This window comes from Lysinibacillus sp. AR18-8, from assembly GCF_001705465.1.
In the GTDB taxonomy this organism is placed as follows: domain Bacteria; phylum Bacillota; class Bacilli; order Bacillales_A; family Planococcaceae; genus Lysinibacillus; species Lysinibacillus capsici.
On sequence record NZ_MDGU01000014.1, the window covers coordinates 44,308 to 70,585 of the forward strand.

The following is a 26,278-nucleotide window of genomic DNA, read 5'->3' on the forward strand; positions in this document are numbered from 1 at the left end:
GAATCACACTAAAATACTCTTTTTCACACTTGAAACATATGATGCACTAATAACAACAACGTGTTGGAGGTGTTCTATGCTTATCCATGTGGTAAGTGCTGGCGAAACACTGTGGCAAATCGCTAATCGTTATGCTGTACCCGTTCAATCTATTAGCCAATTAAATGCATTAGCTACTCCTGATCAATTAGCCATCGGACAATCACTGGTTATCCCTTCTCCTTATACAATTTATACCGTTCAAAAAGGAGATACGTTATGGTCAATCGCACAGAAATTTAGCGTTCCCTTGCAATCTATCATATTAGAAAATCATCTAACGAATCCCGATCAATTAACACCAGGAACGAAATTAATTATTCCACCCATTGTTCATATCGTGCAGCCAGGAGAAACTTTATGGCAAATAGCACAGCGCTATGGTACGACCGTTCAAGCCATTGCTATAGAAAATAAACTAAACAATCCCAATATGCTTTATGTTGGTTCACAATTGATGATTCCAAGAAAATTACCAACGATTGAAGTCAATGCTTATTCCTACCAACCTTCAGATGAAGCTGTAGACTCCATTAATGCTATTGGTCATCTACTAACTTATTTTAGTCCTTTTGCTTATAAGATGAAGGAAGATGGGACATTACAGCCCATTAATGATGAAAATATGATAGCGGCAGCAAAGGCTAAACAAATTATCCCAATGTTAACGCTCACTAATTTTACTTCTACAGAAGAAGGCTCTAATTTAGCACATGTCGTCTTGTCCAGTCCAGAGTTAAGTAAAAAGGTCATGAATAATGTATTACAGGTGATGCAAGATAAAGGTTATCAAGTATTAAATATTGATTTTGAAAATGTTTTACCTGCTGATCGCGAAAATTTCAATGCCTTTATTCAATTGGCTGTGGATACCCTTCATCCAAAAGGCTATTTAGTTTCAACAGCGCTCGCACCTAAAACAAGTGCTTCACAAACTGGGACATTATATGAAGCGCATGATTACGAAGCACATGGGAGAATAGCAGATTTTGTTGTATTAATGACATATGAATGGGGCTATCGTCTTGGCCCTCCACAAGCTATTTCCCCGATTAATGAAATGCGAAGAGTCGTGGAGTATGCTTTAACTGAAATACCAGCTGATAAAATCTTATTGGGTTTTGAGTTGTATGCGCGTGATTGGCTCTTGCCTCATGTCAAAGGCCAAGAAGCCGAAACGTTTAGCCCGCAGGAAGCGCTCAATAGGGCCATCAAGTACGGGGCAACAATCCAATATGATCCAACGGCACAATCTCCTTTTTATCGATATGTTGATGAGCAAGGAAGGCAACACGAGGTATGGTTTGAAGATGCGAGAAGTGCACAAGCCAAATTTGACATGACTAAACATTACAACTTACGTGGCATTAGTTATTGGGCATTAGGATTCCCGTTTCCTCAAAATTGGGTTTTATTAAACGATAATTTTTCTGTTAAAAAATCTTAATACTCATTATTGTTCGCAATAAACAAAGAGCTATGCGAATTTTTCCTTGTGAAGTGCGATCTGTGCTGACGGGATAAAAAGTTCATTTCAAAGCCATATTAATTTATATCAACAGGAAAGGAGCAACTCACATGGGAAGAGACAATAAACAAGGTCAAAGCAATAATAAAGGCTCATTACCTCAAACGCCAAAAAACCAAAAGATTGCACCAAACAAGGTGAGTGAGGAATTTTCTCAAGAGTTTATGGAGCTAATTAACACAGTAACGCAAAATAAGAATAAGCAGAAAAAATAAGGGGGGCTTCAGTTGGATTTTCAACGTGCACAAGAAATTGTCGCCTCACCTTTAGAATTTGAAGTGAGCTATAATGGTGTTTCCATCTGGATCGATCAGCTCCACGATGATGAAAAAACAGCGACAGTTCACCTACGCCGTTCTTTAGAAGAGCGATCTGAAGTAGCTATATCCGAATTAAAAGAAGAATATCTCGTTCACTAAACAGCAAGAACCTGCTTACTCAATAGCAATAAGCAGGTTCTTTTTTTAAATACTATAATCTTCAATATATTGAAGTTGTGTTAATACTTCCTCCACACGATGATGTAAATCTTTATAGGTTTCCGTAATTTGCTGTGGGGATATTGGCTTACTGAATAGATAGCCCTGAATATAATCACAGCCACCATCTATTAGAAAAGATAATTGCTCCACTTCTTCAATGCCCTCTGCCACAACCTTCAAACGTAAATGTTTAGCCATCGAAATAATCATGGAAACAAGTGCTTCATCATTCGGATTATGTGGCACGTTTCTCACAAATGTTCGGTCAATTTTTAAACAATCAATTGGGAATTCCTTTAAATAAGATAGAGAGGAATAACCTGTTCCAAAATCATCTACAGCAATTTGGATGCCTAATGCCTTTAACTCATGTAATAGCTGTGTCATTTGATCAATATTCATCGTCATACTTTCTGTAATTTCTAATTGTAAAAATGACGGATCTAAATTGGTACGATGTAAAATATCTTGTACCATTTCTACTAAATCCTGTTGAAATAACTGGCCAAGTGATAAATTCACTGCCACTTTCATCGGAGGTAAGCCTTGTTTCTCCCATATTTTCGCTTGAGTGCATGCGTTTTCTAAAATCCATTTACCTAGCGGGATAATAAGGCCACATTCTTCAGCAATAGGAATAAAGACATCAGGTGGAACAAATCCCCGAGTTGGATGACGCCAGCGAACCAAAGCTTCGACCGATTCAATGGTGCCTGTTTTTAAGTTGACCTGTGGTTGATAGTCTAAATAAAATTCATTATTGGCTAACGCATTATGTAAGTCTTGCTCTAACAATATTCGATCTGCAATACCTTTAGACATGTATGGTTTATAAAAAAGAAATCTTTGAGGTATTTGTCTAGCTTCTCGCATCGCTAACTGTGCATGCATTAATAGCTCTTCACCAGTCCATTGCTCCTCATAAAGAGCAATCCCAATATTTAGACTGCCATTCAATGAAAATAATTGGACCTGTAAAGGATCTGCCATGGCACTTTTAAGATTTAAGCAAAATTGTAGTAGTTCCTCAATCGTCTTTACATGGTCAATATAAATAACAAATTGTCCTTCACGCAGTTTAGTTGCAAAATAATGTGGAGGTACAATCGATTGAATTCGCTCTGCAACAAGTTTCATCATTTTATTAGAGTTACTAATCCCAATGGACGAACGAATCGCCGCAAAGCGATCAATTTCTATGGCAATGATAGCCTTTTGCGCTTTATGTTCATGTAAATTTTCTTTTAACGTCTTAAGTAAAAAATGTTCATTTGGCAACAATGTAATATCATCATGATAAGCTTGAAATCGAAGCTCCTGTTGAGATTGTTCAAGATCCTTTTTTATTTTCAACAGCTGCTGAAAGGGTTTTTCCACAGATGTATAATAAATCGCCTTTAGGAAAAAATAGAATGCTAAAAACTGATAGATCAGTGCTGAGAAATCCCATATCGCATTTTGATCTTGACTAACAATAAAGAAGACATCACTCACAATAAGGGAAATAGCTGCGCTAATTAGCCACATGGAACGCTTTGGTAATTTTTTTACATATGTACTAACAATAGCAATGGTTAAAATTTGAAGAATAATAGCAATTAAGTGTACCATATTATCAATCGTATCTAACCAATTTTTAGGCAATACTTTGGGCGAATAATAAGCCAGAAAAACGCTTCCTAGAACGAAAAGCATCGAACAACCATATGTCAGTATCCGATGATTCATGGTTAATCGCTTTTTAGGGTTTAAAATAATAAGTATAAATCCAATGGCTAAGTATAAACGTATTAATATATGTAGGGGCTCGTTCATAAAGTTCCATTCTCTAGATTGGCTAAAAAACAAGCTAACTAATTCTAATAAGGCAATAATGAAAAACATGTTTCCTATGTATAAAGTTTGATTGGATAATAAGTGTGAAAATACTAAATAGGATTGGATCGCAATTGCCATTGTAAAAACAATGATTAATATTTGTATCACCAATTTTATATCTTGATACATGTTACCTTGGAAAACACCATATATTTGATTGCTAAAGCTCAGTAATGGTATGACAAGTAATAAGGGTAATACCATGTACCAAATTTCTTTTTTCTCTATCTGATTAAACCATCTCTCCACTCCAAACCCTCCATACTACTATATAAACATTCACTAGGAAATTTTATCTATCTATATCGATTATTTAAATTTGAATTGTATATTTCTTTGACTTCTTACAAATCATAACACTTTTATCGGAATTTGTATGCACCTATGTGAAGTATGCTAATATTCATTTTATTTCAATATTAGCATACTTTTGATATTTTTAGTTCTTTATTCCACCCTGGAAAGTTGATGTTTCAATCTCTGGATGATTCTACCTCTTCTTTTTTTAATAGCAACAGCGGATAAGCCTAATGCATTAGCTATTTCTTGATCACTGTAACCTTCTACATAATAAAGTAGTAATATTTCTCTTTCTATCTGCTTAAGCTGAGACAACTTAATTTCAAGTAAGCTAGGATTTTTTGATTGTCCCATCCCTCCATATCACTAAGAATAAAATTGAGTGTTTCACCATCAACAACCGTTATTCGCTCTGAATAGTTTTTTTCCTTTGATAATTCATTTAGAATCTCACCTTTTATCGAAGAATAAAGATAAGCAGAAAATTGTCCCTTTGCTGGATCTGCTTTTAGCCATGCCCTCCATACCGCAATAGAAGCAATATGACGATAGTAATCAAAATCCTTGTAAATATGAAGCTGCGTAAAAATGGCTGTAATCATTGGTTGCACAGCCTCTAAAATTTCTTCAAACGATTGTGTTAATGAAAGTTTGCGATTGTTGCGAATGGACATACCACTCTTCCTGTCAACTGTGCACAGTTTAATATTCCTAGGTAACACAATCTTAGACTGTCATGTTGTTTGAGAGCTAATGCCCATTTTCAACATTTCAGCGCGCAGAAAGAATAAAATGCCTGGCATATTTAGTCATAATTCCTCCAAAGTTATTGCAAAAATTATCTATTTTCTTTGGTATTTCATACATATTTAAACGATAGTTGGACAAATTACTACTAAGGAGGCGATATAGATGAATTTTCAAATAAGAGATGCAATTACAGCGAATGTACATGGTCAATCTGCCGCAGAATTCAAAGACATTGTGGAAGATGCTATTAATCGTGGAGAAGAGCATTTACTACCAGGGCTTGGGGTGTTTTTTGAAAAATGGTGGAAGCAATCCAGTCCAACAGAACAAGATGAATTTGTTCAAAAACTAGAAAAAGTATTTGCTAACTGATTTTTAATGAACTGTGCATTCCATTTCCAATAAATGCGTGATAAAGTTTTACTTATCAGAAAATTTGGAGGGATTGGAATGACTGTTGCAGTAGAATTACTTGTCAATCAACTCAAACAGGTTTTATTAGAAGAACAAGTGTCAACAAACGAAACGGTACGACAGCTACATGGAAAGGATGAATCTCATCATATGATGAGATTACCTGATATCGTTGTCTTTCCCCGTTCCACAGCTGATGTCAGTGCCATCTTAAAAATTGCACATGCACAACGTGTACCAGTTGTACCATTCGGTGTTGGCTCCAGCTTAGAAGGAAACGCGATTCCTATTGCACATGGTATTTCTATTGATTTCTCTGAAATGAATAAGATTTTAGAAGTTCGACCTGACGACCTTCTTGTAAAAGTTCAGCCTGGCGTCACGCGCTCTCAACTGAATAAGGAGTTAAAAAAACACGGTCTACAATTCACAGTGGATCCAGGTGCAGATGCAACACTAGGTGGCATGGCTGCGACGAATGCTAGTGGTACGACTGCTGTGCGTTACGGTGTTATGCGTGATCAGGTTCGTGATTTAGAGGTTGTCCTTGCAGATGGCTCTGTCATCCATACAGGTAATTTAGCCGCGAAATCCTCTTCTGGTTATCATTTAAATGGTCTATTTGTCGGCTCTGAAGGAACACTTGGCTGCTTTACGGAGTTAACGTTAAAAGTGTATGGTATACCTGAATTTTTGACAGCGGGGCGAGCTGTTTTTGACACAGTTGGAGATGCTGTTAGTGCTGTTACCGCCTTATTACAGGCTGGTATTTCAATTGGTCGAGTGGAATTGGTCGATGAATCCTCTATGAAGCAGGCCAATGTCTATAACGATACATCCTTTAGCGAAAAACCAACATTGTTTTTAGAATTCCACGGAAACGAAGCGGGTATGCATGCGGACATCGCATTTGCTACAGAAATTTTTGAGGACTACAGCTGTCTATCCGTCGAATTCGAGCAAGATAATGCTGCTCGTAATAAGCTTTGGGAAGCACGACATTCTTTAGCCTATGCATATATTCATGCTTATCCTGGTAAGAAGCTCATGTCAACGGATGTCTGTGTACCAATCTCTGTGCTTGCTGAAACCATTTTATATGCACGAGAACAGCTTGATCATGTTGGACTCGCAGGTGGGCTTGTGGGCCACGTGGGCGATGGAAATTTCCATGCACTTTTAATGTTAAATCCAAATGACGCCGAGGAACAGGCAAAAGCGGATCGCTTCAATGAACAAATCGTGCAATATGCATTACTTCGAGGTGGCACATGTACGGGCGAGCATGGTGTTGGCATTGGCAAAATGAAATACCAAGCCACTGAACACGGTACCTCTTTAGTCGTCATGAAAAGCATAAAAGCAGCGCTTGATCCACTTAACATTATGAATCCAGGAAAGATTTTCACACTATAATTAACATTAAAACCCGCTGATTGACTAGAGCATCAGCGGGTTTATCATTATAAATCATAACGGAAGCTCTTGACTAATATATCTCCCTTGTAAAATTCCTTCGACTCATCTCGAACAAAACCTAATGATAAGTAAAGATTTATGGCAGCCTGCATCATATCACCTGAGTGTAAATAAAGTGCCTGATCCTGTCTCTTTCTAGCAAAGGCAAAACTTTCATTTAATAATTTCTTAGCAACCCCTTGCCCTCTTCCTTTTGGATGCACACCTAATAAGCGCACAATCGTCGATTGAATATTTAGCTCCGGCAAGCCATACGCTTTCCCTGCATCTGTAAATAGTTGTAATCCACCTAATATGTCATCTCCGTGTTTTGCAATTAGAATTGTTTCTGCATTCGGATTACCAACCGAAGCACGGATATCACTTAAATATGATTGCCAGCGCTCTGGGTCTTCATAGTCCTTTTCATATTGCGCATAGCTCTCAACTAAAACTTCAAGATAGCTTGCATAATCTTCCTCTTGTAAATGTTCAATCACAATGTTCGCTACTGTCACTCTAATTTCCCCTTTCTATGATGAAAAACCGCCTTTACTATAGGCTGTTACTCTTTTTTCAATACGGTGTGAAACCCATTCTACTATGATTGAAATTCCCCAATAAATAAGACCAACAGCAATAAATGACTCTAAAAACTTTAAGTTCATGGAAGCAATAATATTTGCCACACCGGTCAATTCTTTAATGGATAAGAAAAATGCTAATGATGTAGCATGTAAAAAACCAATAAAAACATTCGTCAAATTGGGAATAGATTGCCCAAATGCTTGTGGTAAAATATAACGTCGCATCGCTTGAGGAAATGTTAATCCAATCGCATATGCTGCTTCTAATTGTCCTTTAGGTACAGCTAATATCCCTGAACGAATAATTTCTGAGGCATAAGCCCCTGCACTAAGTGTTAAGGCTAGTATGACAAAAAATAATATAGGAATAGAATTTGATTGTATCTTTAAATGAAGCAAATTAGCTACACTATCAACTAGCATTGGCAAGCCAAAATAAACGAGCATGATATGCATAATGATAGGTGTTCCTCTGAAAAATGAAACATAAAAATTAAGTACAGATGAGACTATTTTTATCTGTTGAATGCGCACGAAAGCTACAATTATGCCAATAACGATTCCTAATAAAACAGGTGTAATAGTCATGAATAAGGTTAACGGTATTACTTTACTAATTTCTCGTAATGCTTCTACTATAAAAGCGATATCAATGGTCATAGCATATTCCCCCTATTGTGAAGCAAGCTCCTTTGGCATATAGCGATTAAAATAGCGTTCATTAAATTTAAATACTTTTTCAAGGATTATCACGATGACATAGTAAACAATTGACAAAGCTACATAGATTTCAAACGCTCGTGTCGTAGAAGCAATCAAGGTTTCTCCCCTCCCCACCATATCCATTACACCGATGGAGAATGCTAACGATGTATCTTTTAATGAACTAATCATTGTATTTGCTATATTTGGAAAAGCAACACGTATTGCCTGTGGAAAAACAATTCGCATAAAAGCCTGTGATCCACTTAAGCCTACTGAATAGGCCGCCTCCATTTGACCCCGATCAACGGTTAAAATTGCTGCACGAAATATTTCGGCAAAGGCTGCCGCATTGCTGAATGTGTACGTAATAATAACAAAATACATTGCATCCATTCGTGTCACATCAATATGAATGAGCTTTAACAATGCGGGTATACCGTAAAATACTAAGAACAACTGCACTAAAATGGGTGTACCACGAATAAAGGATATATAGATTGTAATAATTTGCTTCAATATCGGTATGTGAAGTAGCTTTGGTATGGCTAGCACAATCCCAAGCATCATACCAAAAAGTATGGAGAATACTAGAATCTCGAAAGTTATGGGTAAATACTGAAGCAATGTTGGAAGTACTTCCACAATTAGCACGACATCAAAGTTATTTTCCATACTGCCATCTTCCTTTCCTATTCATTAGAAGTCTACTGTATAATCATCACCCAACCACTTTTTACTAAGCTCACTCACTACCCCCTCTTTCTTTAATTCAACGATTGCTTCATCTAAGCGCTCCTGTAACTTCACTTCATCTTTATTGAGTAAAAAGTAGACCTTTGAATTTAATAATGCATCACCTACAACCTTTTGCTGTGCCTCATTGCTTTCGTTATAGTATCGAACAGCAAACGGTGTGGTAATAATGGCATCAATTCGTCCCGTTGCAAGTTGATTATTAACATCAACTGAGCCAGAAGAATAAACGATATTTGCTCCTAAATTATGCTCTTTATTATACTTTTCAATAAAAACAGCAGAATTACTTGTTGGTGAAACACTCACATTTTTCCCTTTTAAATCCTCAATGGATTGAATTGCATTATTTTTCTCGTTGACTGTCACCTTTAATGGGAAAACATTATACGGCTCTTTATTAAATAAAAACTTCTCTTCACGCTCACTATTAACTTCCATTTGATGGGCAATAAAATCTATTTTTCTTGTTTCTAAACTTAGTAATAAATTGGAGAATTCCATTGTTTTAAATTCAAACTCATATTCTGGTAGCTTCTCATCAATTGCACGAACAAGCTCTACATCATAACCAGTTAAATTTCCCTTGTCATCTAAAAAACAGATGTTTGGAAACTGAGTTCCCGTACCAACTATAATTTTTTGAACATCCTTGCCACTCTGTGCTGTTTTTTGAGCACTGGCGTCACCAACTGTTTTTTCTGAGTTTGCACACGCAGTTAATAGTGCTGCTAGCACAAGTAGCAAATAAAATGATATTTTTTTCATAAGATTCCTCTCTCCTTCTGTTATGCATATGAGGGTAGATTCACAGCAAGTGCCTTCTGTAGATGCTCTAAACCAATTGCTGTTACGGCTCTATAGATACCTGTTTCACTTGAACCAATTTCTACAACGGGTACATGTCGAACACCATACTTTATATCAAGGATGTCTCTAAAATTATCATTAGACGTGACATCAACTGTTTTGTAGGAAATATGTCGTTCTTGTAGATATGCTTTTATTTCCTCGCAATAACTACAACCTTGCTTCGACCAAATAATTATATCTAAACTTTTTGTCATATCATGACCTCCCTTAGATTACCTTCACCTTTTGCTGTAACTGCAAATGGACAGGACTTAAAAGCTCAAACGAACGTTGACGTTCAAATTCCTTCAAGATGGGCGTATGCAAAATAAATTCATCAATTTGGAATCGTACATGGTAGTCATCTAAATTGGCTCTAATGTCTTCTGCTGTACCGTATAAAATATCGGCCTCATACTGCTCCACCGTGTATTCCTCTCCAGATTCCTGACCAAATTTCTCTGCTTGCTCTACTGATTGTAGCGTCAGGCTTCTGCCACTTGCTAAATGCACCTTTGTAATTTTTTGATCTCCTATTAGCTCTTTCGCTTCCTCTTTACTTGGAGCAGCAAGTGCAGCAATGGAAATTGCAAAAGTACCGTTTGGATGATGACTGCGATAGATTGTAGCCGCTTGCGCCAAAACATCATTATCACTATTAATAAATCGAGCAAAGACAAATGCAATGCCGAGTTTTCCTGCAAGAGCAGCACTTTCAGGGCTAGCGCCAAGCAAAAATAATGTCGGCTTTGCCTTTGGAATCGGCGTTGCTTGTATGCCATATAATTCGTGCTCTTTAGGTATGGATTGCTCAATTAATTGCTGTAAAAATATTAGTCTCTCTTCAAAATCTTCTCCTTGATTGAGTGTGCCATATTGTAGAGCCTTCGTGGAAAGTGGCAAGCCACCAGGGGCTTTACCGATTCCTAAATCTACACGTCCTGGCTCCAATGATGCTAGAACATGGAAATTTTCGGCTACTTTATAGGGGCTATAATGCTGTAGCATAACCCCACCTGATCCAATTTGAATGGATTTGGTTTTAGCAAGTAAATAAGAAACCAATACTTCTGGAGAAGAACCTGCTAATGACTCTGTATGATGATGCTCCGATACCCAAAAACGTGAATAGCCTAACTGCTCAGCTCGTTGTGCTAAAGCCACCGTTTTTTGTAATGTTTGTTCATTGCTTGCTCCTTCAATAATAGGGCTTTGATCTAATATGCCTAATGTATAACTCATATAACCCCTCCTAATTTCTTTTATTCAAATAAACTTACTAGGTTTTTAGACAGACTGTTTAACATAGCGACTTTCCTTGAATGGTAAACCTAAATTCCCACGCAAAGTATCTGCCTCATAATCTTTACGATATAGCCCTCTTGCTTGTAAAATTGGCACTACTTTATCAACAAAATCTTCAAGAGCACCAGGTACTGTCACGCCAATAATAAAACCATCTGCTGCTTCCTTTTCAAACCATTCTTGTACAAGATCTGCTACTTGCTCAGCTGTCCCAAAAAAGGCTGTTTTTGGTGTCGCCTCGCGTAAAGCGACTTGACGTAATGTCAGACCCTCCTGCTTAGCATAACGTTTAATATAATCGGTTGTGCTTCTAAAGCTATTGGCTCCAATATCCCCTAGATCAGGAAACGGTGCATCCACATCGTATTGGGTAAAATCATGATGGTCAAAGTAACGTCCAAGATAAGCAAGAGCACGGTCTATGGAAACTAACTCAACAATTTCTTGATATTTCGCCTCTGCTTCCTCCACCGTATCGCCAATAATTGGTGATATACCTGGAAAAATCTTTACTTCTTCGGGATTTCGTCCAAATGTTGCCATCTCTTTTTTTACTCTCGAGTAAAATTTCTGTGCCTCTTCAATAGATGCCCCATGTGTGAAAATGGCATCTGCATCTTTTGCAGCTAATCGAATGCCTGCATCAGACGACCCAGCCTGGAAAATAACGGGCTGGCCTTGCTTTGTTCGACCAATATTGAGTGGTCCTTGGACTGAAAAATATCGCCCTTTATGATGTAATGTGTGTAATTTTTCTGGATCAAAAAATTGATCTTTGTTGACATCTGCAATAAACGCATCATCATCCCACGAGTCCCATAAGCCTTGGACAACCTCTAAGTATTCTTCCGCAATGAGATAGCGTTCTGCATGGCTAGGATGTTGGTCGATTGTTTTGTTATAGTTCAAAGCAGTACTTTCTAATGGTGTCGTTACAACATTCCATCCAGCACGCCCAGCACTAATATGATCTAATGAAGCGAATTGGCGTGCTACTGTAAATGGTTCGCTATAGGAAGTTGAGACTGTTCCAACTAACCCAATGTTTTTCGTCGCTACTGCTAAAGCCGATAAGATTGTAATAGGTTCAAATCGATTTAAAAAATGAGGGATGGATTTTTCGTTAATAAATAAACCATCCGCAATAAATGCTACATCAAATTTTCCCTGCTCTGCTTTCTGAGCCTGCTGAATATAGAAAGGTAAGCTTACACTTTGATTGCTCGCCACCTTTGGATGACGCCAACCAGAAATATTTCCTCCTACCCCATGAATAATTGCTCCAAATCGAATTTTATCCTGTCTAGCCATGTCAATTCCTCCTCAATCTTTATTTTACTAAACATAGTGGTTAAGTATGTTTTGTTGGATTGAGAATGATATTACCGTTCCTTTAGACGATATGCAATAGGTACAGTAATAGAAAAAATTTTATGTGGTGATAAAATTTTTTATCAATACGTGTCTCCTATGCTTTCAAAATGCTTAGCTGTTTCACAAATTGTCTGCCAAAAGGCTGATGGCAACGTCTCTTTCTCTTTATAGGTTAAAAATATATGTTGATTCATATCCAGCAAATGCTTAACGTCTATCTCCACAAATTCACCGCTTTCCAGTTCCTTTTTAATGCATAGATGTGGTAAAAAGCTTAGATAGTCTTTTGTCCGAATAAACTCTTTGGCAACTTCTAAATGATCTGTTCGTACCTCAATATTGGCTGCTACTCCCTCTACCTCGAACATTTTATGCACATAATTCCAATCAAACGCGCCACATTCAAAAAACACCATTTTCTGTTGAGCTAATTCTTTTGCTTGAATAAGTTCATTTAGTTGTAATGGGTGATCACGGTGTTTGACAAGTTTCACTGTATTGTTCAATAAAAGCTCGTTCTCTATGTCATCCCCATGTACATATTGAATAAAGCCTAGATGAATTTGGTGGCTTTGTAGCTTTTCTAAAATGTTTGTTGTGGAACCTGTAAATAATTGAAAACGCAAATAAGGAAATTGCTCTTTCCATTTAGGCAATGCATAGGCTAAAAAATACTGGGCTGTTACACCGTTTGCACCAATACATACCTCATCGGTCTCCTGCGTTTCTTCTAATTGCTTCTTTCCTTGCTGAAATGTTTGCACAATTTGCGTGGCAAATGGTAAAAAATCTTTCCCTTTCTCTGATACGCTCACACTCCTTCCATCTCGGTAAAATAACTCAACACCTAGCTCTCGTTCTAATGACTTAATACGTGCAGTTACAGTCGGCTGTGAAAGAAATAATGCATTGGCTGCTTTATGGATACTTTTGTAATGGACAACATATAAAAATGCCTCGATATGGTCTATATTCACGAGGAGTTCACTCCTTCATTACTTATTTAACCTATTATATAAATAATTCCTTATATTCTCTATAACTTATAAGAAAACCATGTTTTATATTTTTGACAAAGAAAAAAAGTAACCTAGCGTCTCCCAGGTTACTTTACTATGTAGCGATGTAGCCATCCATCTTGACAACAAACATCGCACGTGGTGAACATCCCTCTGTCTGCCTACCACTTTTATGTTATTCACATGAACACCCTCTGTTGTCCATGTAAACTCTATCTATCGTACTTCTCAACTCGAGAAAGCATATGTCTCAATTTAAGCTAAAATCGATGCTAATACAGCTTTTTGAGCATGCAATCTATTTTCGGCTTGCTCAAAGATGTAAGAATTAGGTCCGTCAATAACTGAAGTCGCAACCTCTTCCTCACGATGTGCTGGTAAGCAATGTAAGAACATATAATTTGGTTTTGCATAGGCTACTAGCTCATCATTAATTTGATAGCCAGCAAAATCTTGTAAACGTTTTGCTGTTTCTTCCTCTTGACCCATAGATGTCCAAACATCAGCATAGACGACATCTGCATTTAATACTGCTTCAACAGGATCATTCGTGATTATAATCGTACTGCCATTTGCTGCCGCAATGGCCTGTGCTTTAGCGATGACTTCCCCATCACATTCATATCCTACAGGTGTCGCAACAGCTACATTCATGCCAACGTGTGCTGAAGCTACTACGAGTGAGTGTGCTACATTGTTGCCATCACCTACATAGGCAATTTTAAGTCCTTTTAACATGCCTTTATTTTCTGCAATCGTCTCTAAATCAGCTAATGCCTGGCAGGGATGATAAATATCCGTTAATCCATTGATGACAGGGATTGCTGCATGCTCTGCAAGCTCTTTGACCATTTTGTGAGAGTTTGCGCGAATCATAATGCCATCTAAATAGCCAGATAATACATGCGCTGTATCGTAAATTGATTCACCACGACCAATTTGCAAATCACGCGCATGCATAAACATGCTTTTCCCACCTAATTGATTCATACCAACTTCAAATGAAATACGAGTACGAGTTGAATGTTTTTCGAAAATCATGCCAAGCGTTTTACCTTCTAGTAATCTTGGACATTTCCCCTCTTTTGTAATCATCTTAAGCTGTGTTGCTAATTCAATAAGATCCTGGACCTCTTGACTTGTATAGTCTAGCAAAGTTAGTAAATCTTTTCCCTTTAAACTAGACACTAACTTTAACTGTACTTCTTCGAGTAATTTCATAGCCTTCGCTCCTTATATCGTTGCTGTTGAAATTAGTATAACATGCATAAATATAAAATCAACTGAATTTTTATAATTAATCTTAATTATTATTCATTTGTTATTAAATGTGTCAAAAATTCGTCAAAGCGAATATTTATACATATTTTCTTTTTTACTAAACATTCATATTCTTAAATAATTGCATTATAGTTTATATATATTTATAATTAATATGCATTAACTATTGAGGCGGTGAAAAAATGGAAAAAGAGCTGATACAGCTGGTCAAAGAGCTGAACCAAGTAGAATATGAAACAAATGTGATGCTAACAGAAGAATTCTCCACCCTATTAGATGAAACATTAACTACAAAGCAGGCACTATTTTTAAGTCTTCTTCAAACACATGGCCCTTTGCAAACCTTCGAATTAGCAAAGTTGATGGGGACATCTGCTAGTGCTGTAAGTCAATTAGTAGGAAGATTAGAACAGGAGAGCTTTATAAAAAGAACCATAAATCAAAAGGACCGTAGAGAGATCATCATCGAGTTAGATACGCGGGGCTTTGATTATTTTCAAAAACAGGAAGAAATTGAACTAGCCATTATCAATAAATACTATTCACAGCTCTCTAAAGAGGATTTACTGCAATTAAAAGAAATATACACGAAACTCCATGCTATCGTCTCTAGCGATCAACAAAATTAGAGATTGAAAAGGAGGAATATTTGTGGATTTAAATGATTTAAAAAAGGATATTTTTAAAATTGCTTATCCTTACGTAAAGACTCGTCCGAATGTAATCCTATCCATTGGTGTTATTTGTCGTAATCTAGATGCTGCTTTTATATTCAACGGCTCAAATGTCACATATGATAAAAAACCCTATGTCTATGAAATTGGGTCAATCTCTAAAGTTTTAACAACATCCATGTTTGGGGAAATGATTCAAGAAGGAATCGTGAAGATAGAAGATTCTATCGCCAAATACTTTTCTGAAATTCCCGATAATCACCCTGTAACTTTGAGACATTTGGCAAATCACACATCTGGTCTACCGGGAATTGGTGTACTGAAGAACATCTATAATCTTTTTGATAGCCAAACACCTCGTGACCCCTTTTGTCCCTACTCATTGAATGAGGCAATACAGTATTTTAAAACCCATACCCAGGAGCCTAAAGTTAAGTTTAGATATTCTAATGTAGGAATGGGCCTTTTAGGATATTTATTAGCAAATGAACTTCACATTGACTTTGAAACAGCCATTACTCGTAGAATCGTAGAACCTTTAAATTTAACGAATACCTTTATTTCTATCCCCCCCTCTAAAGAAAATACCGTATTGAAGGGATATTCTGTTCGGGGACATAACAAGCCCCCACTTGAAATGAATGAATTTATGGCAGCTGGCGCTATACGATCCACTGTTGATGATTTATTAAAATTTTTAAAAATACACATTGGCAATCAAAATTCAGGCTATCTATTAACACATCAAGCTACTCATACTATTTCAAAAGATGTAAGGATCGGATTAGGTTGGGTACTTGAAGACGATATTATTTGGCATAACGGATCAACGAAAGGCTTCTCTAGTTATCTAGGATTTAATAAAAAACAGCAAACAGGTGTCGTGATTCTATCCAATTATCGATCCTCTATACTAGCAACAACCCCTCTTGAAATGGGGAAAAATATTCTACAGCTCTTGCAAAATTCTTTATAGCGAAAATGGGGTGTTTCTTGAATGGTATAAACGGGAATACCCTATTCTTCACAAGAACTACTTTTAGCTCCTATACATTGCTTGAAACCTGTCAACCTTTACTCATTCTTAATAGTTCTATGCTCGTTAAACGCTTCTAGAAGCTAGCAATGATTCTTGTCATAAGCTAACTTAACATAGGCTGTTGCTCAGCACAGCAACAATCAATTTACTTGCAGCTATTTTCCATTAACCTACAAATTAATACTTCTCTATATTTTGATTTCTATAAGAGTCTTACTCACTAATAAGAATGGGACTTGTGTTTATAATTACTATTCATATTAGCAAGTCTAATTGTTTTGGAATGAGTAAAAAAGCCTCCTAACATTTTGTTAGAAGGCAAAATCATGCTATATCTATTTAGCAGTATCAGTCAAAAGTAATTTTATTGACGGCATCACGGTCTAATTTTTTAATGACTTCTACCATTAATTTAACGGCATTATCATAATCATCACGATGTAGGATACCTGCATGTGAATGAATATAGCGTGTTGCAATACCGATTGATAGTGCTGGTACACCATTTGCTGTTACGTGGATGGAGCCAGCATCTGTACCACCGCCAGCCATCGCTTCAAATTGATATGGAATATTGTGCTCATCTGCTACATCTAATACGAATTCACGTAAGCCACGATGTGAAACCATAGATGCATCATACACAACGATTTGAGGGCCTGCACCCATCTTACTCGTTGATTCTTTTGCTGTAACTCCAGGAGTATCTCCTGCTACACCTACGTCCACTGCAAATCCAATATCTGGTTGGATTTTATGTGTAGCAGTTTTTGCACCGCGAAGTCCAACTTCTTCTTGTACATTCCCTACAGAATAAAGAATATTAGGGTGCTTTTCATTTTGTAACGCTTTCATAACATCAATCGCGATTGCACAGCCGATACGGTTATCCCAAGCTTTAGCTAATAGATACTTATCATTTTTCATTACATTAAATTCAAAGTACGGTGTTACCATATCGCCAGGACGTACGCCCCACTCAAGTACTTCATCTTTAGAAGCTGCACCAATATCAATAAACATATCTTTAATGTCTACTACCTTATTACGTACATCCGCAGGTAAAATATGAGGTGGCTTTGAACCAATAACCCCAATCACTTCATCGCCCTTACGTGTAGTAATCGTTACACGCTGTGCAAGCATAACTTGGCTCCACCAGCCACCCACTGTTTGGAATTTGATAAAGCCTTTGTCATCAATTTGTGTAACCATGAAGCCTACTTCATCTAAATGTCCTGCTACAACAATTTTAGGACCGTTTTCATCGCCAACTTTTTTAGCAATGACACTACCTAAGTTATCTGTTTCTACAGTATCTGCATATGGTGCAATGTATTTTTTCATGACCTCACGCGGTGCACGTTCATTACCTGCGATACCATTCGCATCTGTTAAATCTTTAAACATTTGTAATGTTGGATCTAGTTGTGTCATCCTTTTGCCTCCTACTTCTTGTATCTATTTTATTATACTTCGTTTACCGAAATATTCCTAGCTTAATCGTCTGAAAATTGGTGTATTTCTTAATTTAATAACCTGAACGCTGCCGATGATAATTTTCTTGATTTTTTTCAAGATAAGCACCAACCACATCCTCAAATGTAAAACCGAGATTATACGCTAGTAATCCATAGTATTGCCAAATAGCTAAATAACGCTCCTCTGTAGGTTGATGAATAAATGCTAAAATAACACTTTGTGTTTCTAAAAAAGTAGCTGTTAAATCTTTGTTTTCTTCTACGAAAGGCCACATTTCAATCGATGTATAGCCCTTTAATAAGCCAAGAGATAAGATAAAATGAATCGAATCTACATATTCTTCTAAAATGACTTCACGTGCTGATGGTCCCTTTGTGCTCCAAAATTTAAAGCAACGTGTTTCATTAGCAAGCTCAGCTAGTTCCACTAGTAAGGCTAAGCCCTTTTCCTGAAACACATCTTGCTGAATATTTTGTGTTTGCTCGATAAAATCATCAAGCTCTTTTTGCATGGTAAACAATTGTTGTAAATTCATTTTTTTCTCCTAAATTTCTAAAAAATTTTTTATAAAAAGTGAAACTATTTGACCCTTCTAACCGTATAGGAAAGAATAACCTTTCTTCAAGGGGGAAATTTAAACATGTTGCCGTTACTAATTCGACTTGCTGTAATAGCGCTTATTATCTATGTATTTTACAAAGCGATTCGTTATATAACCGATCCTAAACGCAAACTTGATGAAGCCTATGAAAAAGGCCAGTATTATTTCTATGATGACGTTAAAAATGTCCGAAAAAATTTCTTTATTTCCTATAAAGGTGCTCTTTTTGAAGGTGAAAAATACCTAGGCACAACAGAGGATGCATTTGAGGTTGTAACCATTTTCGTCGGTGCGCGTGATGCTGCCACATTACAAGGCTTCAGCAAAAGCGACTTTGAATATTTGCAGCAAGAAATATTATTGAACTATCCAAGCGCCAAAATCAATTGGAAGCAGCCCATTGAACAGCTTATGCGAAACACATCCTCATCATGAGGATGTGTTTTAATTATTCTCATTTATGTCCAAAGCCGCACAATGATAAAAATTTGTATGGCTGCAAGTAGGGGAAAACCAAATGCAAAACGATTATGACGTGTTTTGTGGCGGAATAAATACATACCCAATACACCTCCAGCTGCCCCTCCTGCTATGGCTAGTGTAAATAATGTACGCTCTGCTATACGCCATTCATGATTCTTTGCGCGTGATTTATCCATCCCCATTAATATGAGCAATACAATTGATACAATGCTCATATAAGCTAATAATGCTTGTCCCATTTCTTACTCCTTTAAAACCGTGATACTATTAATCTAACACAAAAAAGACTGATGGAAAAACCCATCAGTCTTTTTATTGCACTTATGATATTTTGCACCTGTCGCTACGCTTTCGGTGCAGAAATAATAGTGAATGTTGTCAGCTATTATTTAGCTACTGCTTTTTTAGCAGCGTCTGCTAATTGAGTGAATGCTGTAGCATCAGTTACTGCAAGGTCAGCTAACATTTTACGGTTAACTTCGATACCTGCAACTTTTAAACCGTGCATTAAACGGCTATAAGAAAGACCGTTCATACGAGCAGCTGCGTTGATACGAGTGATCCATAATTTACGGAAATCACGTTTTTTCTGACGACGGTCACGGTATGCATATTGACCTGATTTCATTACTGCTTGGTTAGCAACTTTGTATAATGTATGTTTTGAACCATAGTAACCTTTAGCTAATTTCAATACTTTTTTACGACGTTTGCGCGTCACTGTTCCGCCTTTTACGCGTGGCATATGAATTACCTCCTGCTTTTCATTAAAAAATGAATGTTAGTATTTTTTTGTAGTCAATTATTTCATGTAAACAAGTAAAGATTTGATGCGTTTGAAGTCACCAGATGATACGATGTTCGCTTTACGTAGGTGACGTTTTTGTTTCGTAGATTTGTTTGCGAATAAGTGGCTTCCATAAGCACGGTCGTATTTTAATTTACCTGAACCCGTTTTTTTGAAACGTTTCGCAGCTCCACGGTGAGTTTTCATTTTTGGCATGTCGAATTCCTCCTAAACTGTTCGTCTAATATTATTTCTCGTTCTTTGGTTGAAGAACTAAGAACATGCTTCGGCCTTCCATCTTCGGTTTTTGTTCTACCGTTGATACTTCAGCACAAGCTTCAGCAAAACGATCTAACACACGTTGACCAATCTCTTTGTGTGTGATCGCACGACCTTTGAAACGTAGGCTACATTTTACTTTATCGCCTTTTTCAAGGAATTTAATCGCATTACGTAACTTCGTTTGGAAATCATGCTCATCGATTGTTGGGCTCAAACGAACCTCTTTCATTACGATGACCTTTTGATTTTTACGAATTTCACGGTCTTTCTTTTGCTGTTCAAACTTAAATTTACCATAGTCCATGATACGAGCGACTGGCGGCTTGGCTTGAGGGGCCACAAGGACAAGATCCAAGTTTACACGAGCGGCGATTTCTAGCGCTTCATTACGTGTCTTTACACCAAGCTGGTCACCATTGTGATCGATTAATCGAAGTTCACGTGCGCGAATGCCTTCGTTTACATACATGTCTTTGCTAATAGTAATCCACCTCCAAGTAGTTGTCGCGAATACATGGTTTGGGCAAAGCCTTGCCCGGTTGAACGGTACATCCTCTCGTCATGTCCATAAAAAAAGGACGGACATTTTTGAAGATGTCCGCCCGCTATATGTGCATGCGCAAGTCTACGCAAAACAATTCAACGTGTCATACCTGTTCACAGCCTTTAAAGCGTTGTATCAGGTGAGAAGCGGGCAGCCTCTACTTCAACCACAAACTTTGTATTCATTAACCTTAATTATATTAGCATGTATATGATAAGCTGTCAAATATTTATTTTCTTATCTGTGCTAACATAACCAAAATGAAGCTATTCTATACAAATGCAAGATTTATTTTATACAGAAACCCTCACTTTGGCAAGCGAGGGTTTCTAGTTAAAGCTTATTTTGTAATTTCTGTTTTTATAGCTGCTAGGAAATCCTCAAAGCTAATTGTTTCGGAATCTTTCGAGCCATAACGTCGAACATTTACGCCATTTGCCTCAACCTCTTTATCCCCGATAACAAGCATATAAGGAATCTTTTTCATTTGTGCCTCACGGATTTTATAGCCTAATTTCTCTTCACGATCATCCATTTCCACACGTAAACCAGCCGCTGTAAGTTGCTCTTCAATTTGCTTTGCATAGTCGAAGTGAGCTTCATTCGATACTGGAATAACTTCAACTTGTACCGGTGCTAACCAAGTTGGGAATGCTCCTTTGTATTCTTCAATTAAGAAGGCAACAAAACGTTCCATTGTTGATACAACACCACGGTGGATAACAACTGGACGATGAGGCTTACCATCTTCCCCAACATAAGTTAGGTCGAAGCGTTCTGGTAATAAGAAGTCTAATTGAACTGTAGATAAAGTCTCTTCTTTACCAATCGCTGTTTTTACTTGAACGTCAAGTTTAGGACCATAGAATGCAGCCTCACCTTCCGCTTCAAAGTAGTCTAAGCCAAGTTCATCCATTGCTTCTTTTAGCATACTTTGTGCTTTTTCCCACATTGCATCATCATCGAAGTATTTCTCAGTATCTGCTGGGTCGCGATAAGATAAACGGAATGAGTAATCATTAAGATCGAAATCTTTATAAACCTCTAAAATTAACTGTACTACTTTTTGGAATTCCGCTTTAATTTGATCTGGGCGAACAAAAATATGGGCATCATTTAATGTCATCCCACGAACACGTTGTAAGCCTGAAACAGCCCCTGACATTTCGTAACGGTGCATAGTGCCAAGCTCTGCAATACGCAATGGTAGGTTACGATATGAATGCATGCTGTTTTTGTACACCATCATATGGTGAGGACAGTTCATTGGACGCATAATTAATGTTTCATTATCCATTTCCATTGGTGGGAAAATTGAATCTTGATAATGATCCCAGTGACCAGAAGTTTGATAAAGCTCTTTAGAACCTAATACTGGTGTATAAACGTGCTTATAGCCAAGTGATAATTCTTTATCGACAATATAACGTTCAATAACACGACGAATTGTTGCACCATTTGGTAACCAAAGTGGTAAACCTTGGCCAACTTTTTGGGAAGTTGTAAACAGTTCTAATTCTTTTCCGATTTTACGGTGATCACGTTCTTTTGCTTCTTCTAGCATTTGAAGGTGGTGTTTTAATTCCTCTTTTTTGAAGAACGCTGTACCATAAATACGTTGTAACATTTTGTTATCAGAGTTCCCTCTCCAGTAAGCACCCGCTAATGATAAAAGCTTGAATTCACGAAGTTTACCCGTAGATGGTACGTGGATACCACGGCAAAGATCAAAAAACTCGCCTTGATAATAAATAGATACTTGCTCATCTGCAGGAATGGCTTCAAGTAATTCTAATTTATACTCATCGCCAATTTCTTCATAAAGGGCTTGTGCTTCTGCACGGCTTACATTTTTGCGTTCTACCTCAAGGTTTTCAGCAATAATTTTCTTCATTTCTTTTTCAATGGCTGGTAGATCTTCAGCAGTGATTGGTGTTGGTGAGTCGATATCATAGTAGAAACCACCTTCAATTACTGGACCAATACCAAGCTTTACATCTGGGAATAGACGTTTAATAGCTTGCGCTGTTAAATGGGCAGTTGAGTGACGTAAAATTTCAAGTGCTGCCTCATCATCTTGTGTAATGATTGCAATTGTTGCATCCTCTTCAATTGGTGTTTTTAAATCTACTAACACACCATTAATTTTACCTGCATACGCTTTTTTCCGTAAGCCAGGGCTAATAGATAATGCTACGTCATCAGTTGATGTGCCTTTTGCAAATTCCTTTACAGCGCCATCTGGGAAAGTTAATTTAATCATTTCTGACATATTCTTTGCACTCCTTTGTTTTTGATAAATACATAATGCTTGATGATTGGCTGGAGCAATGTTTGTGTGACTCTACGGCTTGGTTTGAGCGGAGTCATTGCTTTTTTAAGCATTTCTCTGTTCAATCGGAGCGGCATCTTCATGTTTCTGAGCGGTTTCTTACTCTCTATGAGCGAATTTACCACTTTCGCGAGCGACTTATCTCCCTATATGAGCGGATCCACCACTATTTCCATGAAATCTGAGAAAAATAAAAAAAGCTCCGTCCCTCACAAAAGGGACGAAGCGTATGCTCGTGGTTCCACCCTTCTTCCTTCCGACTTAGATAAAGTCAGACGAAGCTCAAGGCTAGCTAACGGGCTAGGGACCGGCGAAAGATTATCCCTTTCGCTGCTCAGTAGGTAGTAAATAATGTGCCCATACTAGGAAGTTTTCAGCCGATGACTTCCCTCTCTAAAAGCTGATACACAAAATTCATGTCCTCATCAATGCATATTGATATTAAGTATATGAGTCAGTATACGCTCGATTGTCGAAAAATGCAACTATCAATGTTACATCCGACGATTTTTGCCTCGCATTTCGATTGGCACTGTTAGGGCTTTAATTCGCTCCATAATTCGTCCCGCTTTGACAACCTCAATATCACCTTTTTGTGACTGAGCTAAGTGATGCTCTAATTCTTCATAGTTAAAATTAGACGTAATAAAAGTTGGCAATTGCTCTGCCATCCGATAATGGAAAATAGTCCCCAATATTTCATCACGTGTCCAGGCAGTCATTGTCTCCGCACCTAAATCATCTAGCATTAAGACAGGAGCCTTTTTAATATAATCTATTTTCTCATTCAATGTATTATCGCCAATGGCATTTTTCATTTCTCGTAAAAATTCTGGAACGAAAACTACCACAGAGCGGATTTTAATAGATGCTAATTCATTGGCCAATGCACCAAGTACAAAGGATTTCCCTACACCAAATTTACCATATAGGTAAAAACCTTTTGCAGGTAATTGACCAGTTTCTTTTGTTATTTTAACAAATTGAGCTGCTTTTTGTGCAATCGCCACACGTGATTCATCATCAATACTTAAATCATGAATTGTTGCTTGTAGCACATCTTTTGGCATATGCATACTTGCAATCATATTCGCAACATCTCGGCGTTCTTCTTCCCTAATCTTTTGCTCACAGCGCACATAGTCCATTTCAATAGAATTCCGAACAACCCTTAATGTCGGGATGAATCCTTTTAAATAGTTTGTACAATGTTCGGTATTATCACACCCACAGCACTCAGTAGATTGACTAATAAACTCATGCAGTTTAGGTAAATTTCGCTCAACATTGTCATAGTTTAATTCATCTGCATGCTGCGCTAAAAATTCCTGCACATGCGGGTGCTCTAAAATTTCACGTCGCATGGCTTCATAGCGTTCTTGGAACGAGGGTACATTAATTGCTCGCTTTAGTGGTCCATTTATAGGTTCGATTACTGCTCACCTTCTTTACTATTCGCTTTTTCCTAGCATCTCTAATATTTTTTGTCGCTCTTTTTCAAAATCTATAGTACTAGAGGTAGATTCCTCTTGATTGTCATTTCGTTTATAGAACCATTCAGGCACTTTTTCTTCACGTTGATATCTTGAACGTCCTTTAGTCTGTTGACTCGTTTTATTGGACGTTTGCGGCTTGTTTTTCCAAGCTGTATATTTATCATGCTCTTGACGTGCAAGTTCCATTGCTTCCTTAGCGGTCTGGACATTTTTTCGTACCCAATGATCAGCAATCGTTTCCACATATTTTTTAGGGAGCTTCATATCTGTTGTTAGCATAACGTATTCTAACAATGCATTAACCACTCCAATTGGCATGCCATGTTGAACGATTAAATTTTCTGCAAGTTGGACTGAGGTTTGTAATGGTTCTTTACCATTATTTATATCTCTTAAAACTTGGACAGGTGCCGTTGTTTCTAAATAGTGTTGAAGTTCCTGATCCTTGGTTTTTTGTCCCGCTTCTGCTACTGGTAGAGGATCGGTGACACGGGCAAGTTTTGGCGGCTCCTTGGATACGGTTAATTTATAAAAATCAGCAGCAGCCTTTCGTAAACGTTCCTGAGAAATTCCTAAATCATCATCTAAAGCAAGTATGACTACTTTTTGCATATCAAGGGCTGTTAAATGATATAAAAATGCCAACTTGGCTATAGCTTCACGCACTTCAAATGTCAACAAATTGGAAGGTACCAATTGCTCAGACAAACCTGCTTGCAATAAATCAAAATCGAATTGCTCCAAATAAAAAGGATATACTTTTTGTTGTTTATCCTTATGACTCGTATCCACTTGTAAATCTGATGGGATATTGGCATGAACAGGCTTATAGACATCAATAAAAGCACGAGATACATCCTTAAACGCCGAGTCCTTTACAGGTGACATAAAGCGCTGACGTAAGTTGCGATAAGCCTGCTCTCCAATTTTACTAAACAAAAACATCGACAGCAGCGGGTCTTTCATAAAGCTATCTGCATCTAATGGGCGCTGTAGCTCATATAAAAAACTCCGCTCACCAGCATTTTCTTTTTTCCATGTACGCAGCAAACCAATAGCTTCTAAAGCAATACGAGCCTCAAACACTTTACCAATTGGTAGCCCTAGCACATTCATTAAATAATAATGTGTCATTTGCTGCTTTGGCATTTGCTCTGCTTCTGCCCATAATGTTAAATAGAGGCTAACTGGCTCTGATCCCGTTAATGGTTGATAAAATAATGTAACTAATTGACGCTCTTGTGTAGAAAATGCATGAGGTAGACGAATGTCGAAAGGATCGCCAGGCTGCAATTCCTTATATAAATGAATCAACGTCATTCATCCTCTCTGTTTGCTATGATTTCTTCTCCGTTTGACGTTGAATAATGTCCTTTATTTCTTCAATAAAGACATTGATATCTTTAAACTGACGGTAGACCGACGCAAAACGCACATAGGCAACCTCATCAATTTTGGCTAAGCGGTCCATGACCATTTCGCCAACATCTTCTGAGCGTACTTCCGAATTTCCAATACGACGAAGATCTTTTTCAATGGACAAAACAAGTTCCTCCAGCACATCAAGTGCCACTGGGCGTTTTTCACAAGCACGAATAAGCCCACGAAGTACCTTCTCACGGCTAAACTCTTCTCGTGAACCTTCCTTTTTCACAACGACTAATGGTGTCTCTTCAATTTTTTCAAACGTTGTAAAACGGAAGCCACATGACTCACATTCACGACGTCTACGAATTTCTTTATTATCATCTACTGGCCTCGAATCCACAACACGCGTTCCGTTAAATTGGCAAGATGGACATCTCATATAATTACTCTCCTGGTTTACAACAA

General features: G+C 37.5%; 30 protein-coding genes. 8 read left to right on the forward strand and 22 right to left on the reverse strand.

Features of this window, described 5'->3' with window-relative positions; genetic code table 11:
- Positions 1–76: 76 nt before the first annotated feature.
- The 3 genes from BFM98_RS12270 (at position 77) to BFM98_RS12275 (ending at position 1,986) form a co-directional block, all read left to right on the forward strand.
- Complete coding sequence (locus BFM98_RS12270) at positions 77–1,486, forward strand: glycoside hydrolase family 18 protein (protein WP_066037533.1); 1,410 nt, start codon at positions 77–79, stop codon at positions 1,484–1,486.
- A gap of 131 nt (positions 1,487–1,617) precedes the next feature.
- Entirely contained in the window at positions 1,618–1,782 is a 165-nt protein-coding gene (locus tag BFM98_RS23645) for a YfhD family protein (protein ID WP_004226371.1), read from the forward strand.
- Between the two features lie 12 nt (positions 1,783–1,794).
- Entirely contained in the window at positions 1,795–1,986 is a 192-nt protein-coding gene (locus BFM98_RS12275) for an H-type small acid-soluble spore protein (RefSeq protein WP_004226369.1), read from the forward strand.
- A gap of 45 nt (positions 1,987–2,031) precedes the next feature.
- Here the strand turns inward: BFM98_RS12275 and BFM98_RS12280 are convergent, their stop codons facing one another.
- The 3 genes from BFM98_RS12280 to BFM98_RS12285 all read right to left on the reverse strand — a co-directional run bounded on the left by BFM98_RS12280 (position 2,032) and on the right by BFM98_RS12285 (position 4,901).
- The gene (locus BFM98_RS12280) at positions 2,032–4,176 is read right to left on the reverse strand and encodes a bifunctional diguanylate cyclase/phosphodiesterase (RefSeq protein ID WP_254660031.1); all 2,145 of its coding nucleotides are present in this window, start codon (positions 4,174–4,176) and stop codon (positions 2,032–2,034) included.
- Positions 4,177–4,374: 198 nt separating this feature from the next.
- On the reverse strand, positions 4,375–4,581 hold the full coding sequence (locus BFM98_RS24280; RefSeq protein WP_254660032.1) for an RNA polymerase sigma factor: 207 nt from the start codon (positions 4,579–4,581) through the stop codon (positions 4,375–4,377).
- The gene (locus BFM98_RS12285) at positions 4,521–4,901 is read right to left on the reverse strand and encodes a sigma factor (protein ID WP_254660033.1); all 381 of its coding nucleotides are present in this window, start codon (positions 4,899–4,901) and stop codon (positions 4,521–4,523) included. The genes BFM98_RS24280 and BFM98_RS12285 overlap by 61 nt, the downstream gene beginning before the upstream one ends.
- Positions 4,902–5,139: 238 nt before the next feature.
- On the opposite strand from BFM98_RS12285, the gene sspI reads away from it, so the two are divergent.
- Positions 5,140–5,349, forward strand: a complete 210-nt coding sequence (gene sspI, locus BFM98_RS12290) for a small acid-soluble spore protein SspI (protein ID WP_066037534.1) — start codon at positions 5,140–5,142, stop codon at positions 5,347–5,349.
- Positions 5,350–5,427: 78 nt separating this feature from the next.
- Positions 5,428–6,807, forward strand: coding sequence for an FAD-binding oxidoreductase (locus tag BFM98_RS12295; RefSeq protein ID WP_066037535.1), 1,380 nt, complete (start codon positions 5,428–5,430; stop codon positions 6,805–6,807).
- A gap of 47 nt (positions 6,808–6,854) precedes the next feature.
- Here the strand turns inward: BFM98_RS12295 and BFM98_RS12300 are convergent, their stop codons facing one another.
- The 9 genes from BFM98_RS12300 to argF form a co-directional block, all read right to left on the reverse strand.
- Positions 6,855–7,367 (reverse strand): GNAT family N-acetyltransferase, encoded by a 513-nt coding sequence (locus BFM98_RS12300; protein WP_066037536.1) that lies wholly within the window; start codon positions 7,365–7,367, stop codon positions 6,855–6,857.
- A 15-nt stretch (positions 7,368–7,382) separates the two neighbouring features.
- Complete coding sequence (locus BFM98_RS12305) at positions 7,383–8,096, reverse strand: amino acid ABC transporter permease (RefSeq protein WP_066037537.1); 714 nt, start codon at positions 8,094–8,096, stop codon at positions 7,383–7,385.
- A gap of 12 nt (positions 8,097–8,108) precedes the next feature.
- Complete coding sequence (locus tag BFM98_RS12310; RefSeq protein WP_066037538.1) at positions 8,109–8,813, reverse strand: amino acid ABC transporter permease; 705 nt, start codon at positions 8,811–8,813, stop codon at positions 8,109–8,111.
- A 24-nt stretch (positions 8,814–8,837) separates the two neighbouring features.
- A complete protein-coding gene (locus tag BFM98_RS12315; protein ID WP_066037539.1) occupies positions 8,838–9,662 on the reverse strand; it encodes a transporter substrate-binding domain-containing protein in 825 nt (274 codons plus the stop codon).
- Between the two features lie 20 nt (positions 9,663–9,682).
- A complete protein-coding gene (locus tag BFM98_RS12320; protein ID WP_004226351.1) occupies positions 9,683–9,961 on the reverse strand; it encodes a glutaredoxin family protein in 279 nt (92 codons plus the stop codon).
- A 13-nt stretch (positions 9,962–9,974) separates the two neighbouring features.
- Positions 9,975–10,988, reverse strand: coding sequence for an LLM class flavin-dependent oxidoreductase (locus BFM98_RS12325; protein ID WP_066037540.1), 1,014 nt, complete (start codon positions 10,986–10,988; stop codon positions 9,975–9,977).
- 45 nt (positions 10,989–11,033) lie between these two features.
- Positions 11,034–12,362 carry an LLM class flavin-dependent oxidoreductase gene (locus BFM98_RS12330; protein ID WP_066037541.1) on the reverse strand — a complete coding sequence of 443 codons (1,329 nt, stop codon included), beginning with the start codon at positions 12,360–12,362 and terminating at the stop codon, positions 11,034–11,036.
- Between the two features lie 143 nt (positions 12,363–12,505).
- Positions 12,506–13,402, reverse strand: coding sequence for a LysR family transcriptional regulator (locus BFM98_RS12335; RefSeq protein ID WP_048393626.1), 897 nt, complete (start codon positions 13,400–13,402; stop codon positions 12,506–12,508).
- A 297-nt stretch (positions 13,403–13,699) separates the two neighbouring features.
- The gene (argF, locus tag BFM98_RS12340) at positions 13,700–14,665 is read right to left on the reverse strand and encodes an ornithine carbamoyltransferase (protein WP_066037542.1); all 966 of its coding nucleotides are present in this window, start codon (positions 14,663–14,665) and stop codon (positions 13,700–13,702) included.
- A 242-nt stretch (positions 14,666–14,907) separates the two neighbouring features.
- On the opposite strand from argF, the gene BFM98_RS12345 reads away from it, so the two are divergent.
- Positions 14,908–15,354 (forward strand): MarR family winged helix-turn-helix transcriptional regulator, encoded by a 447-nt coding sequence (locus BFM98_RS12345; RefSeq protein WP_066037543.1) that lies wholly within the window; start codon positions 14,908–14,910, stop codon positions 15,352–15,354.
- Between the two features lie 22 nt (positions 15,355–15,376).
- On the forward strand, positions 15,377–16,375 hold the full coding sequence (locus BFM98_RS12350) for a serine hydrolase domain-containing protein (RefSeq protein ID WP_066037544.1): 999 nt from the start codon (positions 15,377–15,379) through the stop codon (positions 16,373–16,375).
- Between the two features lie 411 nt (positions 16,376–16,786).
- Here BFM98_RS12350 and BFM98_RS12355 read toward each other — a convergent pair whose 3' ends face one another.
- On the reverse strand, positions 16,787–17,875 hold the full coding sequence (locus BFM98_RS12355) for a M42 family metallopeptidase (protein ID WP_016994857.1): 1,089 nt from the start codon (positions 17,873–17,875) through the stop codon (positions 16,787–16,789).
- A 94-nt stretch (positions 17,876–17,969) separates the two neighbouring features.
- Complete coding sequence (locus BFM98_RS12360) at positions 17,970–18,455, reverse strand: dUTP diphosphatase (protein ID WP_054549960.1); 486 nt, start codon at positions 18,453–18,455, stop codon at positions 17,970–17,972.
- Positions 18,456–18,560: 105 nt separating this feature from the next.
- Here BFM98_RS12360 and BFM98_RS12365 point away from each other — a divergent pair, with 105 nt between their 5' ends.
- Positions 18,561–18,956 carry a hypothetical protein gene (locus BFM98_RS12365; RefSeq protein WP_016994855.1) on the forward strand — a complete coding sequence of 132 codons (396 nt, stop codon included), beginning with the start codon at positions 18,561–18,563 and terminating at the stop codon, positions 18,954–18,956.
- Positions 18,957–18,979: 23 nt separating this feature from the next.
- Here BFM98_RS12365 and BFM98_RS12370 read toward each other — a convergent pair whose 3' ends face one another.
- The 8 genes from BFM98_RS12370 to nrdR form a co-directional block, all read right to left on the reverse strand.
- Positions 18,980–19,243: a DUF1294 domain-containing protein gene (locus BFM98_RS12370; protein ID WP_066037545.1), complete on the reverse strand. Its 264-nt coding sequence runs from the start codon at positions 19,241–19,243 to the stop codon at positions 18,980–18,982.
- Between the two features lie 146 nt (positions 19,244–19,389).
- On the reverse strand, positions 19,390–19,749 hold the full coding sequence (rplT, locus tag BFM98_RS12375; protein ID WP_025114500.1) for a 50S ribosomal protein L20: 360 nt from the start codon (positions 19,747–19,749) through the stop codon (positions 19,390–19,392).
- Positions 19,750–19,806: 57 nt separating this feature from the next.
- A complete protein-coding gene (gene rpmI, locus BFM98_RS12380; protein WP_004226312.1) occupies positions 19,807–20,007 on the reverse strand; it encodes a 50S ribosomal protein L35 in 201 nt (66 codons plus the stop codon).
- Between the two features lie 31 nt (positions 20,008–20,038).
- Entirely contained in the window at positions 20,039–20,542 is a 504-nt protein-coding gene (infC, locus tag BFM98_RS12385; RefSeq protein WP_016994853.1) for a translation initiation factor IF-3, read from the reverse strand.
- Between the two features lie 415 nt (positions 20,543–20,957).
- The gene (gene thrS, locus BFM98_RS12390; protein WP_048393612.1) at positions 20,958–22,889 is read right to left on the reverse strand and encodes a threonine--tRNA ligase; all 1,932 of its coding nucleotides are present in this window, start codon (positions 22,887–22,889) and stop codon (positions 20,958–20,960) included.
- Positions 22,890–23,443: 554 nt separating this feature from the next.
- Positions 23,444–24,373 (reverse strand): primosomal protein DnaI, encoded by a 930-nt coding sequence (dnaI, locus tag BFM98_RS12395; RefSeq protein WP_255349866.1) that lies wholly within the window; start codon positions 24,371–24,373, stop codon positions 23,444–23,446.
- A gap of 27 nt (positions 24,374–24,400) precedes the next feature.
- The gene (locus tag BFM98_RS12400; RefSeq protein WP_048393607.1) at positions 24,401–25,765 is read right to left on the reverse strand and encodes a replication initiation and membrane attachment family protein; all 1,365 of its coding nucleotides are present in this window, start codon (positions 25,763–25,765) and stop codon (positions 24,401–24,403) included.
- 16 nt (positions 25,766–25,781) lie between these two features.
- Positions 25,782–26,252: a transcriptional regulator NrdR gene (nrdR, locus tag BFM98_RS12405; RefSeq protein ID WP_004226277.1), complete on the reverse strand. Its 471-nt coding sequence runs from the start codon at positions 26,250–26,252 to the stop codon at positions 25,782–25,784.
- Between the last annotated feature and the right edge of the window lie 26 nt (positions 26,253–26,278).

Excerpts from the sequence above, each read along its gene's own strand:
- sspI (WP_066037534.1), top strand. The coding sequence starts at position 5,140 with ATGAATTTTCAAATAAGAGATGCAATTACAGCGAATGTACATGGTCAA.
- BFM98_RS12295 (WP_066037535.1), top strand. The coding sequence starts at position 5,428 with ATGACTGTTGCAGTAGAATTACTTGTCAATCAACTCAAACAGGTTTTA.
- BFM98_RS12400 (WP_048393607.1), bottom strand. The coding sequence starts at position 25,765 with ATGACGTTGATTCATTTATATAAGGAATTGCAGCCTGGCGATCCTTTC.
- rplT (WP_025114500.1), bottom strand. The coding sequence starts at position 19,749 with ATGCCACGCGTAAAAGGCGGAACAGTGACGCGCAAACGTCGTAAAAAA.
- BFM98_RS12270 (WP_066037533.1), top strand. The coding sequence starts at position 77 with ATGCTTATCCATGTGGTAAGTGCTGGCGAAACACTGTGGCAAATCGCT.
- BFM98_RS23645 (WP_004226371.1), top strand. The coding sequence starts at position 1,618 with ATGGGAAGAGACAATAAACAAGGTCAAAGCAATAATAAAGGCTCATTA.
- BFM98_RS12345 (WP_066037543.1), top strand. The coding sequence starts at position 14,908 with ATGGAAAAAGAGCTGATACAGCTGGTCAAAGAGCTGAACCAAGTAGAA.
- BFM98_RS12360 (WP_054549960.1), bottom strand. The coding sequence starts at position 18,455 with ATGAATTTACAACAATTGTTTACCATGCAAAAAGAGCTTGATGATTTT.
- BFM98_RS12355 (WP_016994857.1), bottom strand. The coding sequence starts at position 17,875 with ATGACACAACTAGATCCAACATTACAAATGTTTAAAGATTTAACAGAT.
- thrS (WP_048393612.1), bottom strand. The coding sequence starts at position 22,889 with ATGTCAGAAATGATTAAATTAACTTTCCCAGATGGCGCTGTAAAGGAA.
- BFM98_RS12325 (WP_066037540.1), bottom strand. The coding sequence starts at position 10,988 with ATGAGTTATACATTAGGCATATTAGATCAAAGCCCTATTATTGAAGGA.
- BFM98_RS12320 (WP_004226351.1), bottom strand. The coding sequence starts at position 9,961 with ATGACAAAAAGTTTAGATATAATTATTTGGTCGAAGCAAGGTTGTAGT.
- BFM98_RS24280 (WP_254660032.1), bottom strand. The coding sequence starts at position 4,581 with ATGGGACAATCAAAAAATCCTAGCTTACTTGAAATTAAGTTGTCTCAG.
- BFM98_RS12310 (WP_066037538.1), bottom strand. The coding sequence starts at position 8,813 with ATGGAAAATAACTTTGATGTCGTGCTAATTGTGGAAGTACTTCCAACA.
- rpmI (WP_004226312.1), bottom strand. The coding sequence starts at position 20,007 with ATGCCAAAAATGAAAACTCACCGTGGAGCTGCGAAACGTTTCAAAAAA.
- argF (WP_066037542.1), bottom strand. The coding sequence starts at position 14,665 with ATGAAATTACTCGAAGAAGTACAGTTAAAGTTAGTGTCTAGTTTAAAG.
- BFM98_RS12305 (WP_066037537.1), bottom strand. The coding sequence starts at position 8,096 with ATGACCATTGATATCGCTTTTATAGTAGAAGCATTACGAGAAATTAGT.
- BFM98_RS12315 (WP_066037539.1), bottom strand. The coding sequence starts at position 9,662 with ATGAAAAAAATATCATTTTATTTGCTACTTGTGCTAGCAGCACTATTA.
- BFM98_RS12365 (WP_016994855.1), top strand. The coding sequence starts at position 18,561 with ATGTTGCCGTTACTAATTCGACTTGCTGTAATAGCGCTTATTATCTAT.
- BFM98_RS12330 (WP_066037541.1), bottom strand. The coding sequence starts at position 12,362 with ATGGCTAGACAGGATAAAATTCGATTTGGAGCAATTATTCATGGGGTA.
- BFM98_RS12370 (WP_066037545.1), bottom strand. The coding sequence starts at position 19,243 with ATGGGACAAGCATTATTAGCTTATATGAGCATTGTATCAATTGTATTG.
- nrdR (WP_004226277.1), bottom strand. The coding sequence starts at position 26,252 with ATGAGATGTCCATCTTGCCAATTTAACGGAACGCGTGTTGTGGATTCG.
- infC (WP_016994853.1), bottom strand. The coding sequence starts at position 20,542 with ATGTATGTAAACGAAGGCATTCGCGCACGTGAACTTCGATTAATCGAT.
- BFM98_RS12285 (WP_254660033.1), bottom strand. The coding sequence starts at position 4,901 with ATGTCCATTCGCAACAATCGCAAACTTTCATTAACACAATCGTTTGAA.